15 protein-coding genes are annotated in these 13,197 nt (G+C 65.7%); 10 read left to right on the top strand and 5 right to left on the bottom strand.

Going from position 1 to position 13,197, the window contains the following annotated elements; translation table 11 throughout:
* Positions 1 to 243: 243 nt before the first annotated feature.
* Positions 244 to 534 (bottom strand): PsiF family protein, encoded by a 291-nt coding sequence (locus ACPUER_RS07555; RefSeq protein ID WP_034181226.1) that lies wholly within the window; start codon positions 532 to 534, stop codon positions 244 to 246.
* Between the two features lie 272 nt (positions 535 to 806).
* Here ACPUER_RS07555 and ACPUER_RS07550 point away from each other — a divergent pair, with 272 nt between their 5' ends.
* Positions 807 to 1,829: an asparaginase gene (locus ACPUER_RS07550; RefSeq protein ID WP_425130766.1), complete on the top strand. Its 1,023-nt coding sequence runs from the start codon at positions 807 to 809 to the stop codon at positions 1,827 to 1,829.
* A 96-nt stretch (positions 1,830 to 1,925) separates the two neighbouring features.
* Here ACPUER_RS07550 and lysM read toward each other — a convergent pair whose 3' ends face one another.
* The 4 genes from lysM to gcl all read right to left on the bottom strand — a co-directional run bounded on the left by lysM (position 1,926) and on the right by gcl (position 6,419).
* Positions 1,926 to 2,396 carry a peptidoglycan-binding protein LysM gene (gene lysM, locus ACPUER_RS07545; RefSeq protein WP_047900890.1) on the bottom strand — a complete coding sequence of 157 codons (471 nt, stop codon included), beginning with the start codon at positions 2,394 to 2,396 and terminating at the stop codon, positions 1,926 to 1,928.
* A 459-nt stretch (positions 2,397 to 2,855) separates the two neighbouring features.
* Entirely contained in the window at positions 2,856 to 3,749 is an 894-nt protein-coding gene (locus ACPUER_RS07540; RefSeq protein WP_175960958.1) for a 2-hydroxy-3-oxopropionate reductase, read from the bottom strand.
* Between the two features lie 41 nt (positions 3,750 to 3,790).
* A complete protein-coding gene (hyi, locus tag ACPUER_RS07535) occupies positions 3,791 to 4,600 on the bottom strand; it encodes a hydroxypyruvate isomerase (protein ID WP_175960957.1) in 810 nt (269 codons plus the stop codon).
* A 43-nt stretch (positions 4,601 to 4,643) separates the two neighbouring features.
* Positions 4,644 to 6,419 (bottom strand): glyoxylate carboligase, encoded by a 1,776-nt coding sequence (gene gcl / locus ACPUER_RS07530; RefSeq protein ID WP_072437189.1) that lies wholly within the window; start codon positions 6,417 to 6,419, stop codon positions 4,644 to 4,646.
* Positions 6,420 to 6,585: 166 nt separating this feature from the next.
* On the opposite strand from gcl, the gene ACPUER_RS07525 reads away from it, so the two are divergent.
* From ACPUER_RS07525 to ACPUER_RS07485, 9 genes are all read left to right on the top strand, one after another.
* Entirely contained in the window at positions 6,586 to 7,497 is a 912-nt protein-coding gene (locus ACPUER_RS07525) for a LysR family transcriptional regulator (RefSeq protein ID WP_034181231.1), read from the top strand.
* Positions 7,498 to 7,675: 178 nt separating this feature from the next.
* Positions 7,676 to 8,317, top strand: coding sequence for an RNA polymerase sigma factor (locus ACPUER_RS07520; protein WP_175960955.1), 642 nt, complete (start codon positions 7,676 to 7,678; stop codon positions 8,315 to 8,317).
* Positions 8,307 to 9,194 (top strand): anti-sigma factor family protein, encoded by an 888-nt coding sequence (locus ACPUER_RS07515; protein WP_425130765.1) that lies wholly within the window; start codon positions 8,307 to 8,309, stop codon positions 9,192 to 9,194. The genes ACPUER_RS07520 and ACPUER_RS07515 overlap by 11 nt, the downstream gene beginning before the upstream one ends.
* A gap of 239 nt (positions 9,195 to 9,433) precedes the next feature.
* Positions 9,434 to 9,808: a 30S ribosomal protein S6 gene (rpsF, locus tag ACPUER_RS07510; protein ID WP_004193673.1), complete on the top strand. Its 375-nt coding sequence runs from the start codon at positions 9,434 to 9,436 to the stop codon at positions 9,806 to 9,808.
* A 40-nt stretch (positions 9,809 to 9,848) separates the two neighbouring features.
* Positions 9,849 to 10,148: a primosomal replication protein N gene (priB, locus tag ACPUER_RS07505; protein ID WP_011657069.1), complete on the top strand. Its 300-nt coding sequence runs from the start codon at positions 9,849 to 9,851 to the stop codon at positions 10,146 to 10,148.
* A gap of 4 nt (positions 10,149 to 10,152) precedes the next feature.
* Positions 10,153 to 10,428, top strand: a complete 276-nt coding sequence (rpsR, locus tag ACPUER_RS07500; RefSeq protein WP_034181234.1) for a 30S ribosomal protein S18 — start codon at positions 10,153 to 10,155, stop codon at positions 10,426 to 10,428.
* Between the two features lie 27 nt (positions 10,429 to 10,455).
* Entirely contained in the window at positions 10,456 to 10,908 is a 453-nt protein-coding gene (gene rplI, locus ACPUER_RS07495; RefSeq protein WP_096471102.1) for a 50S ribosomal protein L9, read from the top strand.
* A 139-nt stretch (positions 10,909 to 11,047) separates the two neighbouring features.
* The gene (locus ACPUER_RS07490; protein WP_175960953.1) at positions 11,048 to 12,430 is read left to right on the top strand and encodes a replicative DNA helicase; all 1,383 of its coding nucleotides are present in this window, start codon (positions 11,048 to 11,050) and stop codon (positions 12,428 to 12,430) included.
* A 138-nt stretch (positions 12,431 to 12,568) separates the two neighbouring features.
* Entirely contained in the window at positions 12,569 to 13,195 is a 627-nt protein-coding gene (locus ACPUER_RS07485; RefSeq protein ID WP_034181237.1) for a DUF47 domain-containing protein, read from the top strand.
* Positions 13,196 to 13,197 lie beyond the last annotated feature (2 nt).

The raw sequence follows: 13,197 nt of genomic DNA, 5'->3' as shown, positions 1-13,197 counted from the left end.
GTACTTGGGTGGGCCGCGTTGCAGCCATCATAGAAGAAAACGCGGCGAATTGCCGCACCATGTGGCGGCGCCGGTACGGCGGGCCCGGAAAGCGGGACGGGTGGAGGTGGGCGGTCGAACGGCGGCGGCGGAACGCGTGCGGCAGGCGCTTCACGCGCGTACGCGTCGATGCGCATGCAACGAAAACAAAAATGCCGCGACCGCCGAAGCGGTGCGCGGCATTCGATACGGGAGCGCCGGAACTCAGGCGGCCGGCTGGCTGCTCAGGCAGCTCTTCATGAACGCCTTGCGGTCGTCGCCCTTCTTGCCGGTGGCCTGCGTGTTGCAGGCCTTCATCTTTTCCTGCTGCGTCATTGCCTTCGCGGGCTTCGCCGACAGGCAGTCCTTCATGAACGCCTTGCGTTCGTCGCCCGTCTTGCCTGCTGCCTGGGTGTTACAGGCCTTCATCTTGTCCTGCTGGCTGTTCGCCGCGAACGCGGGGGAAGCCAGCATGCCGCCGAGGAGCACTGCGGCTACGAGCGATTGGATTTTCATTTCGACACTCCCATGGGGTGAATTGCGTGTTATCGACGCCGTCACGAAGCACGTTGCGATGAGGATAGGGCCACATCGCACCGTGCGCTCCGATTATGGCAAATCAATGTGAAAAACACCGAAACGGCACTTCCTATAACGTTGCGGGCGCCGCGGCCGTTGACGACGCGCGCGACCGGACGATCGGGACAAACCATGATGCGCGGCGGCCGGCATCGGCCGTGGCGCCGGAACCTGCCGGATCCCGGCCGCGAGCCATTACAATCGCGGCCATGAATACTCCGAATCCCGCATCCCCCCCGTCCGCGGCGGCCCTGCCGCGCATCGCCGTGCTCGCCACCGGCGGCACGATCGCCGGAGCCGCGCCCGACGCGGCCAGCACGGCCGGTTACCAGGCTGGCGCGCTCGGCGTCGGTTTCCTGGTCGACGCGGTGCCGGCGCTCGCGTCGGTCGCGCGCATCGACGCCGAGCAGATCGCCAGCATCGACAGCAAGGATCTCGCACTGCCGCTGTGGAACACGCTCGCCGCGCGGATCGACGTGCTGATGGCCGATCCTGCGGTCGACGGCATCGTGATCACGCACGGCACCGACACGCTCGAGGAAACCGCGTATGCACTTCACCTGGTCGTGACAGGCGACAAGCCGGTCGTGCTGACGGCCGCGATGCGGCCGGCGACCGCGCTGTCGTCCGACGGCCCGCTGAACCTGCTGAACGCGGTGACGGTGGCCGCGCATCCGGTCGCGCGCGGGCAGGGCGTGCTGATCGCGTTCAACAACCGGATCCACGGCGCGCGCGACGTCGTGAAGACGAGCACCTATGCGGTCGACGCATTCCAGTCGCCGGAACTCGGTGCGCTCGGCTGGGTGCAGGACGGCCGCGTCGAATTCGCGCGCCGCGTCACGCGCTCGCGCGATGCGCAACTGGCGATCGCCGCAACGTGGCCGCCCGTCGAAGTCGTCGCGAGCTACGCGGGCGTGACGCGCACGGCCGTCGATGCGCTGGTGGCGGCCGGCGTGCGCGGGCTCGTCGTGGCCGGCACCGGCAACGGGTCGATCCATGCGACGCTGCAGGCGGCGCTCGCCGATGCGGTGAGCGCGGGCGTTGCCGTGGTCCGCGCGTCGCGCGTCGGCTCGGGGCATGTGATGCGCAACGGCGCGGCCAACGACGATGCGCTCGGCTTCGTCAGCGCGGGCTCGCTGAATCCGTTCAAGGCGCGCGTGCTGCTGATGCTCGCGCTGGCGAACGGCATCAGCGCGCGCGACGAACTGCAGCGCGTATTCGATACGTTCTGACCGATGTCCGCCCGCCGCTCGCGCGGCGCGGCATCGCCAAAGAAAAAGGCAGGCCCGATGGCCTGCCTTTTCCGTTTTTCAATCCTGCACGGATGCTCAGGACTGCGGCGGAATCACGAGCTTCTGGCCCGGATAGATCTTGTCCGGGCTCGACAGCATCGGCTTGTTCGCCTCGAAGATCGCCGGGTACTTGTTCGCGTCGCCATACACTTCCTTGGCGATCGCCGACAGCGTGTCGCCCGGCTTCACGTCGTGGTACTGCACTTCCGGATCGTCCGGCTGCAGATCGTCGTCGTTGACGCCCGCGACGCCCTGCACGTTGCCGGCCGCGACCTTGACCTTGGCCTTCGTGTCGAGATCGGCGACGCTGCCCGACAGCGTGACGGTGCGCGATGCGCCGTCGAACGCGACCGTCAGGTTCGACGTGTCGAGACCCTGCGTGCTGATGTAGTTCTTGATCGCATCGGCCGCGGTCTGGTTCGCGGCATTCGGATCTTCCGCCGCTTGCGCGTCGGCATGACCCAGCAGTTTTTCACCCGCCTCTTTGATAAACGAAAGAAGACCCATCGCTGCACTCCTTAGGTGGTTGAAAAGAAAACGCGCCGTGAAGTGGCGAAAAAAACACCGCGCTGGGCGCATTCATCGGAGTGAACGCAAGCGCGGCGGTTTTCTCGAAAGGCGTGGCGAAAGTGTAGGCGTTCAGCGCGACGATTGCATGAAAAATCGCACGCTTGAACGTAAAGAAATGTAATACGCGAAATCCGACAGGCGGACACCCGACGACGACGTCTGACCGACCAAGGCTTCCCCGGCGCCGCCGGGTGCCGCTGCGGACCCCACCACGCCGCTCTCAGCCCAGAGCGGCGTTTTTCGCCCCGTCGCGCATGCGGTTGGCGATGCGCGGCGGGGCGCCCCACCGTGATGCGCGCGTGCGTCGCGCACCGATGCGACCGGCCGCGGCCGGATCGCGCGTGTTCTTCGCGCGCGTCCGCCATTGCAGCGGAACCGCGCGTTTTTGCGTCCGCGTTACGCGGCCGGCGTCTGGCCGATCTCGAAGTTCGACATGATCTCGAGCGCGCGCACGAGTGCCGAGTGATCCCACGCCTTGCCGCCGTGCGATGCGCACACGCTGAACAGCTGCTGCGCGCTCGCGGTGTGCGGCAGTGCGAGGCCGAGCTTGCGTGCGCCGTCGAGCGCGAGGTTCAGGTCCTTCTGGTGCAGCTCGATGCGGAAGCCCGGATCGAACGTGCGCTTCGTCATCCGCGCGCCGTGCACTTCGAGGATGCGCGACGCGGCGAAGCCGCCCATCAGTGCCTGGCGAACGCGCTCCGGATCGGCGCCCGAGCGTGCGGCGAACAGCAGTGCTTCGCCGACGGCCTCGATGTTCAGCGCGACGATGATCTGGTTCGCGACCTTGCAGGTCTGGCCCGCGCCGTTGTCGCCGACGAGCGTGATGTTCTTGCCCATCTTCTCGAACAGCGGCTTCGCGCGCTCGAAGGCCTGTTCCGGGCCGCCGACCATGATCGTCAGCGTCGCTTCGCGTGCGCCGACTTCGCCGCCGGACACCGGCGCGTCGAGGTAGTCGCAGCCGAGCGCGTTGATCTGCTTCGCGAATTCCTGCGTGTCGAGCGGCGAGATCGAGCTCATGTCGATCACGAGCTTGCCGGCCGTCAGGCCTTTTGCGACGCCGTCGTCGGCGAACAGCACGTTACGCACGTCGGGCGTGTCCGGCACCATCGAGATGACGATGTCCGCATTCCTTGCGACTTCGGTCGAATTCGCGACGATCTTCGCGCTCGCGCGCAGGTCGTCCGGGATCGGGAACGCACCGTTCACGACGAGCTGATGATCGCCCTTGAGCAGGTTGCGCGCCATGTGCGCGCCCATGATGCCGAGGCCGATGAAACCGATGGTTGCCATGTGAAAGTCTCCTAGAGGGGCGAAAGCGGGAAGGGCGGATCTCAGGCGGCGCGGCGCGCCGAGCCCGGCGCGCAGCCGGCGACGCTTTGCAGCCAGCCGAGGCCTTCCGTCGTGGTGGTACGAGGCTTGTATTCGCAGCCGATGTGGCCGTTGTAGCCGAGCCGGTCGAGCAGTGCGAACAGGAACGCGTAGTTGATCTCGCCCGTGCCCGGCTCGTTGCGGCCCGGGTTGTCCGCGAGCTGGACGTGGCCGATCGATGCGAGGTTGCGTTCGATCGTCGCGGCCAGTTCGCCTTCCATGCGTTGCATGTGATAGATGTCGTACTGCAGGAACAGGTTGTCCGAGCCGACCGCGCGGATCACGTCGAGCCCTTCGGCCGAGCGGTTCAGCGCGAAGCCCGGGATGTCGAAGCTGTTGCACGGCTCGACGAGCAGGCGGATGCCTTCGCGCTTCAGTGCGTCGGCCGCGAAGCGCAGGTTGTCGACGATCGTGACGAACGTCTTGTCGCGCGCCGTGCTGGCCGACGGGATGCCGACGAGGCAGTTCAGTTGCGGCACCTTCAGTGCCTTCGCGTACTCGATCGCACGGCCGACGCCTTCCTGGAACTCGCCGACGCGATCGGGCAGGCACGCGATGCCGCGCTCGCCCTGGTCCCAGTTGCCGGCGGGCAGGTTGTGCAGCACGAGGCGCAGGCGGTGCGTTTCGAGCCGCTCGGCGAGTTCCTCTTTCGCGTACGGATACGGGAACAGGAACTCGACGGCGTCGAAGCCCGCGTCCGCAGCCGCCTTGAAGCGGTCGAGGAACGGCACTTCGTTGAACAGCATGGTCAGGTTTGCAGCAAACTTCGGCATGAGCTAAGCCTCTTCGGTCGGTCAGTCAAGAATGTCCTGCGGATCAGTCGAGCATCGAGATTGCGGTCGGTGCGTGCTCGGCCTTTTCGGCGAGATCCTCGAATTCGTTGATCGCGTCGATTTCGGTGCCCATCGAGATGTTCGTCACGCGCTCGAGGATCACTTCGACGACCACCGGCACGCTGAACTCTTCCGCGAGCGATTGCGCCTGCCGCAGCGCCGGCTCGATCTCTTCCGGCTTGAACACGCGCAGCGCCTTGCAGCCGAGGCCTTCGGCAACGGCCACGTGATCGACGCCATAGCCGTTCAGTTCCGGTGCGTTCACGTTGTCGAACGCGAGCTGCACGCAGTAGTCCATGTCGAACGCACGCTGTGCCTGGCGGATCAGCCCGAGGTACGAGTTGTTCACGACGACGTGCACGTACGGCAGCTTGAATTGCGCGCCGGCCGCAAGTTCCTCGATCATGAACTGGAAGTCGTAGTCGCCGGACAGCGCGACGATCGGGCGGCTCGGGTCGGCCGCACGCACGCCGAGCGCGGCGGGGATCGTCCAGCCGAGCGGGCCGGCCTGGCCGCAGTTGATCCAGTTGCGTGCCTTGAACACGTGCAGGAACTGCGCGGCGGCGATCTGCGACAGGCCGATCGTGCTGACGTAGCACGTATCTCGGCCGAACACCTTGTTCATCTCTTCGTACACGCGCTGCGGCTTGACCGGCACGTTGTCGAAGTGCGTCTTGCGCTGCAGCGTGCGCTTGCGTTGCTGGCAATCCGCGACCCATGCGCTGCGGTCCTTCAGCTTGCCGGCGGCCTTCCATTCCTGCGCGACGGCGACGAACAGTTCCAGCGCGGCCTTGGCGTCCGACACGATGCCGAGATCCGGGCCGAACACGCGGCCGATCTGCGTCGGCTCGATGTCGACGTGCACGAACTTGCGGCCCTTCGTGTAGACCTCGACGCTGCCCGTGTGGCGGTTCGCCCAGCGGTTGCCGATGCCGAGCACGAAGTCGGACGCGAGCATCGTCGCGTTGCCGTAGCGGTGCGACGTCTGCAGGCCGACCATGCCGGCCATCAGCGGGTGGTCGTCCGGAATCGCGCCCCACGACATCAGCGTCGGGATCACCGGCACGCCGATCGTTTCGGCGAACTGGACGAGCAGGTCTTCGGCCGCCGCGTTGAGCACGCCGCCGCCCGACACGATCAGCGGCTTGTCCGCGTCGTTGAGCATCGCGAGCGCCTTCTCGATCTGTGCGCGGCTGGCCGCGGGCTTGTAGACCGGCAGCGGTTCGTACGTGTCGATGTCGAACTCGATTTCGGCGAGCTGCACGTCGATCGGCAGGTCGACCAGCACCGGGCCCGGACGGCCCGAGCGCATCAGGTGGAATGCCTGCTGGAACACGCGCGGCACGAGCGCCGGCTCGCGCACGGTGACGGCCCACTTGGTGACCGGCTTCGCGATCGACTCGATGTCGACGGCCTGGAAGTCTTCCTTGTACAGGCGTGCACGCGGTGCCTGGCCCGTGATCGCGAGGATCGGAATCGAGTCGGCCGATGCGGAGTAGAGGCCCGTGATCATGTCGGTGCCGGCGGGGCCCGACGTGCCGATGCACACGCCGATGTTGCCCGGCGCGGCACGCGTGAAGCCTTCGGCCATGTGCGAGGCGCCCTCGACGTGGCGGGCCAGCACGTGGCTGATGCCACCCGACTTGCGCATCGCGGAGTAGAACGGGTTGATGGCTGCGCCCGGCACGCCGAACGCGGTCTGGATGCCTTCCTTCTCGAGCACGAGCACTGCTGCGTCGACGGCTCTCATCTTGGCCATGAATGTCTCCTTGAATGTGGCGGATCGTGCGAATCGGTCTGTTGGGAACACTTTAGGGATGCAGGAAAGGTTTGATAAGATCAGCCGAAGTCGCTTATTTCGAAACTAAAAGTATGGAATGACGGCCGGACGGGGCTTCCCGTCGGTGTCGCAACGGAGACGGCAGATGGATCGCTTCAAGCAGATCGAGACGTTCGTGCGGGTTGCCGACGCCGGCAGCCTCGCGGCGGCGGCGCTCGAGGAAGGCGTGTCGCCGGTGGTGCTCGGGCGGCGCATCGACGCGCTCGAAAAGCGCCTCGGCGTGAAGCTGATGTACCGCTCGACGCGGCGGCTGGTGGTCAGCGAGGAGGGCGCCGCGTTCCTCGAACGCTGCCGCGGGCTGCTGTCCGAGTGGGACCAGGCCGAGAACGAGCTGGCCGCCGGGCGGCGCGCGGTCAGCGGGCACCTGATCGTGTCCGCGCCGGCCGCGTTCGGGCGCAAGCACGTCGCGCCGCACGCGCCCGGCTTTCTGGCCGACAAACCCGAGATGCAGCTGTCGTTCAACCTGACCGACCGTGTCGTCGATCTCGTGCGCGAAGGCTACGACCTGTCGATCCGGATCGGTGGCGCCGTCGACCCGAACTTCGTCGCGGTGAAGCTCGCATCGAACCGGCGCGTCGTGTGCGGCACGCCCGACTATTTCCGCCGGCACGGCCGGCCGAAGTCGCTCGACGACCTGCTGAAGCACAACTGCCTCGCGTTCAACCTGCAGGGCGGGCAGAACCGCGGCTGGTATTTCCAGCGCCACGGCAAGATCGCGACGATGCGCGTCGCGGGCAATCTCGACTGCAACGACGGCGAGTTGCTGCACCGCTGGGTGGCCGAAGGCCTCGGGCTCGGCTGGCGCTCGACGTGGGAAATCGCCGCGCAGCTCGAAACGGGCGAGCTCGAGACCGTGCTCGACGAGTATGCACTGCCCGACTACGACATCCTCGCCGTCTACCCGCAACAGCGCTACGTGCCGGCACGCGTGCGCTATTTCATCGACTACCTGCGCGACGCGTACGCGCGCCCCGGCTACTGGAGCACCACGCCGTAACGGCGGCGGGCGGCACGGCCACAGGGCTGACCATGGATTTTTTTACGCTTCGTGTGCGTTGCGCGGGAATAAACTCGACGCAGCGACGGTAAGGTCATCGAGCGCGCACGTTGCCGGTCTGTCCGGGCGCCATGCGCGGAACGGGCGCGGTTTCGGCCGCCGGGACCAGGGAGGCCATGTGGGGCAAGCCGGACAGGCGGTCGATGAGCGGGCGGCGGACGACGCGGTAGCGCGCGGCGAGCGGTTTCGTACGCTCGTGCTGCCGCATCTCGACGCCGCGTACAACCTCGCGCGCTGGCTGAGCGGCAACGCCGGCGATGCGGACGACGTTGTCCAGGACGCGTGCATGCGGGCGCTGCGCTTCATCGATTCGTGTCGCGGCGACAACGCGCGGCCGTGGCTGCTGACGATCGTGCGCCACACCTGGTACACCGAATGGCGGCGCCGTACGCACGCGCACGAGGTCGCGCTGCCCGACACGCTCGACGACACCGACGTTCCCGACGACTGGCAACCGGCGACCGAGGATCCGCTCGCGCAACTGCTGCGCGGCGAGAACGTACGGCTCGTGAATGCGGCGCTTGCGAAGCTGCCGCCCGAATACCGCGAGGTGCTCGTGCTGCGCGAGATGGAGGACCTGAGTTACCGCGAGATCGCGGCGATCGCGGACGTGCCGGTCGGCACGGTGATGTCGCGGCTCGCGCGCGGCCGTCGCAGGCTTGCCGTGCTGCTGGGCGGCGACACCACGCCGGCGGCCAAAGGCAGGCCGGGCCATACGCCGGCAGGCGGAACCGCATCGGAGGCTATCGATGGACTGTAACGAAGCGCGAGCATTGCTGGACGCGGACGTCGACCGCGAGCTGTCGGCGCCCGATGCGTTGCGGGTCCAGCAGCATGTCGACGGGTGCGACGCGTGCCGCCGCGATCGCGCGCGGATCGTCACGCTGGTGCAGGCCGTGCGGCAGGCCGACTATCACCGCGCGCCGGATGCGCTGCGGGCGAGCATCCTTGCGAGCCTGCCGGCAGCCGGGGACGGGCGCGCCCGCGGGCAATCCCGGGCGGAACCCGAGCCCGAGCGGCGATCGCAGCCGCGGCCGCGCGGCCGTCGGTGGTTTTCCTGGGTGGGCGGCGGTGTATCGGCACGCCCGGCGCCGGCGGGCCCGGGGCCGCGCGTCGCCGCGCTGCCCGGGCTTGGCTGGGGCGTGGCGCTGCTGGTGGCGCTTGCCGCGGCGGCCGGGATGGCGCTGTCCGCGCGCCACGCCGACACCGACCGCACGGTCGATGAACTCGTCGCGAGCCACGTGCGGGCCGACCTGTCGGCGCGCGCCATCGACGTGATCTCGACCGACCGGCATACGGTCAAGCCATGGTTCAACGGCCGGCTCGACTATGCGCCGCCGGTCGAGGATCTCGCGGCGAGCGGCTTCGCACTGGTCGGCGGCCGGCTCGACTATGTCGGGCGGCGCCGCGTCGCGGTGCTCGTCTACCGTTACCGGCAGCACGTGATCGACGTCTATGTGCGGCCGGCCGGCGAAGGGCCGGCGGCCCCGTACACGACCGTGTCGCAGGGCTATGCGCTCGACCGCTGGGACGCGGCCGGGATGACGTGGTGGGCGGTGACCGACGCGGAGCCGTCGGCCCTCGCGGCGTTCAGGACGGCGCTCGACGCGCGGCTCGCCGGCACGCACAGCGAGTGACGGCGCACCGGGCCGCGGCCCGGTGCGCTTCGCTTGTGTCCCGACCCCTATCGCAAAAAGGGCGACGGGCTGCCGATTACGCAGGCCCAGCCCTTCAAGTCTTTGAAAACACGGCCGAATCCGGTCGCGAATCGTTGATTGGCCTTGCATGCGCCCCGTATCCGGGTTAGAATCTTCGGCTTCTCACTTGCCACACCGGTTCAGACGCCCGGGTGGCTTTAATCCACAAGGAGTGTGTAATGCGTCATTACGAAATCGTATTCATCGTGCACCCCGATCAAAGCGAGCAAGTGCCCGCGATGATCGAGCGTTACAAGTCCACGATCACGTCGCACGGCGGTCAGATCCACCGCGTCGAAGACTGGGGCCGTCGCCAACTGGCCTACATGATCGAGAAACTCGCGAAGGCTCACTACGTCTGCATGAACATCGAGTGCGACCAGACGACGCTCGACGAACTCGAACACGCGTTCAAGTTCAACGACGCCGTGCTGCGCCACCTCATCGTCAAGATGAAGAAGGCCGAAACCGGCCCGTCGCCGATGATGAAGGAAGTTCAGCGCGAAGAAGCCAAGAAGGCGGCTGCAGCTCAGCCGACCGAAGCGCAGGCTTAAGTTCGTCATTCATTAAGCCATCAAGGAGCGCGCCACTCACGTGAACAGGTTGCAATTGACGGCGAGCGTCGTCGAACGCGCACCGGTGCGATATACGCCGGCAGGTGTTCCGATCGCAAGCGCCACATTGCATCACCGCACGGAAGTCGTCGAAGCAGGCATTCCCCGTCAGGTCGAAATGACGATCGAGGCGGTGGCGGCCGGTGAGGCGAGCGGCAGGCTGGAAAGCCGTGAAATGGGCGTCGAGACGCTGTTCACGGGCTTCCTGGCAAAGAAAAGCCGCAACGCGAGAACCTTGGTGTTTCACATCACTGCATTGCAGGACATTGGAAAGGACTGAAATCATGGCCCGCCCGACTGGTAAAAAATTCGACAAGCGTCGTCAGCAACAAAACCCGCTCTTCAAGCGCAAGAAGTTCTGCCGTTTCACGGCCGCCGGCGTCGATCAGATCGACTACAAGGACACGGAAACGCTGAAGGACTTCATCGGCGAAAACGGCAAGATCACGCCGGCTCGCCTGACGGGTACGAAGTCGCACTATCAGCGTCAGCTCGACACGGCAATCAAGCGTGCGCGTTTCCTCGCGCTGCTGCCGTACACCGATCAGCACAAGGCGTAACTCGGCGACGCCATAAGGAGAATTCGAATGCAAATCATTCTGTTGGAAAAAGTCGCCAATCTGGGTAACCTCGGCGACATCGTCAAGGTCAAGGACGGTTACGCTCGCAACTTCCTGATCCCGAACCGCAAGGCTCGCCGTGCAACGAAGGAAGCGATCGCCGAATTCGAAGTGCGCCGCGCTGAACTCGAAAAGATCGCCGCTGAAAAGCTGGCAGCCTCGCAGGCAGTCGGCGAGAAGCTGAACGGCCAGACGTTCGAAATCACGCAGAAGTCGGGCGTTGACGGCCGTCTGTTCGGCTCGGTCACGAACGGCGACGTCGCGGAACTGCTGAAGAAGGCAGGTTTCGAAGTCGAGAAGCTGCAAGTTCGCATGCCGGAAGGCCCGCTGAAGATGATCGGCGAGCACAACGTCCAGGTCGCGCTGCACACGGACGTCGTCGTCGACGTCACGGTCAACGTGATCGGCGACCACGCGTAAGCGTACGCAAGCTTTCCGGGCGGCCTCCGCTGTCCGGACAAGGGCAGGCGCCCGGGCAACCGGGGCCTGCCTTTTTTATTGCCGCATCACTGGCGGCCGGTATGGCGTCGTCCTGTGTAATTCGCGATAATCCCAACCCATGAACGCGCCGCAAGATCCTCAAATCGAATCGCTGAAAGTCCCGCCGCATTCGGTCGAAGCCGAACAGTCGGTGCTCGGCGGCCTGTTGCTCGACAACGCGGCCTGGGACCGGATTGCCGACTTCCTGTCGCAGGGCGATTTCTATCGCTACGACCACCGGATCATCTACGAGCACATCGGCCGGCTGATCGCGTCGACGCGCCCGGCCGACGTCGTGACCGTGTACGAAGCGCTGACCACGTCCGGCAAGGCCGACGACGTCGGCGGGCTCGCGTACCTGAACGCACTCGCGCAGAACACGCCGAGCGCGGCGAACATCCGCCGTTATGCGGAAATCGTGCGCGACCGTGCGGTGCTGCGCCGGCTCGTGTCGGTCGCCGACGAAATCTCGGCCGACGCGTTCAATCCGCAGGGCAAGGAAGTCCGCCAGCTGCTCGACGAAGCCGAGTCGAAGGTATTCTCGATCGCCGAAGAGGGCGCGCGCGGCAACCAGGGCTTCCTCGAGATCGGCCCGCTGCTCACGCAGGTCGTCGAGCGCATCGACACGCTTTACCACACCGCGAACCCGAGCGACGTTACCGGCACGCCGACGGGCTTCGTCGACCTCGACCGGATGACGTCCGGGATGCACGGCGGCGAACTGATCATCGTGGCGGGAAGACCGTCGATGGGTAAAACCGCATTTTCGATGAACATCGGCGAATACGTCGCGGTCGAGTATGGGCTGCCGGTCGCGGTGTTCTCGATGGAAATGCCGGGCACCCAGCTCGTGATGCGTATGCTCGGCTCGATCGGCCGGCTCGACCAGCATCGGATGCGTACGGGCCGCCTGACGGACGAGGATTGGCCGAAACTGACGCACGCGGTGCAGAAGATGAGCGAGGCGCAGCTTTTCATCGACGAGACGGGCGGCCTGAACCCGATGGAATTGCGCTCGCGCGCGCGGCGTCTCTCGCGGCAATGCGGCAAGCTCGGCCTGATCATCGTCGACTACCTGCAGCTGATGTCGGGTTCGTCGCAGGGCGAGAACCGTGCGACCGAAATCTCGGAAATCTCGCGATCGCTGAAGAGCCTCGCGAAGGAACTCGACGTGCCGGTGATCGCGCTGTCGCAGCTGAACCGCGGCCTCGAACAGCGTCCGAACAAGCGTCCGGTGATGTCCGATTTGCGCGAATCGGGCGCTATCGAACAGGACGCGGACGTGATCCTGTTCATTTACCGCGACGAAGTTTACAACCCGGACAGCCCGGACAAGGGCACGGCCGAAATCATCATCGGCAAGCAGCGTAACGGCCCGATCGGTCCCGTTCGACTCACGTTCCTGGGCCAATACACGAAGTTCGACAACTTTGCCGGGGCGCAGAACTTCTACGGCGAGTAGCGCCGGATGTAAACTCTTATTTCGCCAAGCGTTGTATCCAATCCCGGCGTGCGCATATGCGCGCGTCGCGGCGCGACCGAAAACGGTACAATGTCGCCCGTTTTCGTGACAGTAGTTTGACAATCTCTCAGGAATCCCATGTTCGGTCGATTCATGCCCACCGAGGGCAAGTTCTTTGAACTCTTCAACGCGCACGCGAAGCACATCGTTGCCGGCGGACGCGAACTCGAACTGCTGATCGACAATCTCGCCGACGCCGAGATTCACAAGCAAAACGTGCAGACGGCCGAGAAGGCCGCCGACAAGCTCACGCACGAAGCGATCGATCTGCTGCACAAGACTTTCATCACGCCGCTCGATCGCGACGAGATCCACAAGCTGATCACGACGATGGACGACATCCTCGACCTGATGGAAGACGTCGCGACGGCCGTGTCGCTGTACGACGTGCAGGCCGTCACGTCCGAGGCGAGCCAGCTCGCGCACATCGTCACGCAGTCGGCGCAGCACGTGCAGCAGGCGGTCGGGATGCTGTCCGACATGAAGCAGTCGGCGCAGATCCTCAAGCAGTGCGAGGAGATCGACCGCTGGGAGTCGGAGGCCGACCGCGTGCTGCGCGCCGCGATGTCGAAGCTGTTCCGCGAAGAAGACGACGTGAAGACGCTCATCAAGCTGAAGGCGATCTACGAGCTGCTCGAAGAGATCACCGACAAGTGCGAGGACGTTGCGAACATCATCGAAGGCATCGTGCTGGAAAACGCCTGAGC

Origin of the sequence: Burkholderia sp. DN3021, from assembly GCF_049805555.1 — a bacterium.
In the GTDB taxonomy this organism is placed as follows: domain Bacteria; phylum Pseudomonadota; class Gammaproteobacteria; order Burkholderiales; family Burkholderiaceae; genus Burkholderia; species Burkholderia pyrrocinia_C.
Note: the sequence above shows the minus strand (reverse complement) of the source record. Positions and strands in the feature narration are given on the sequence as shown.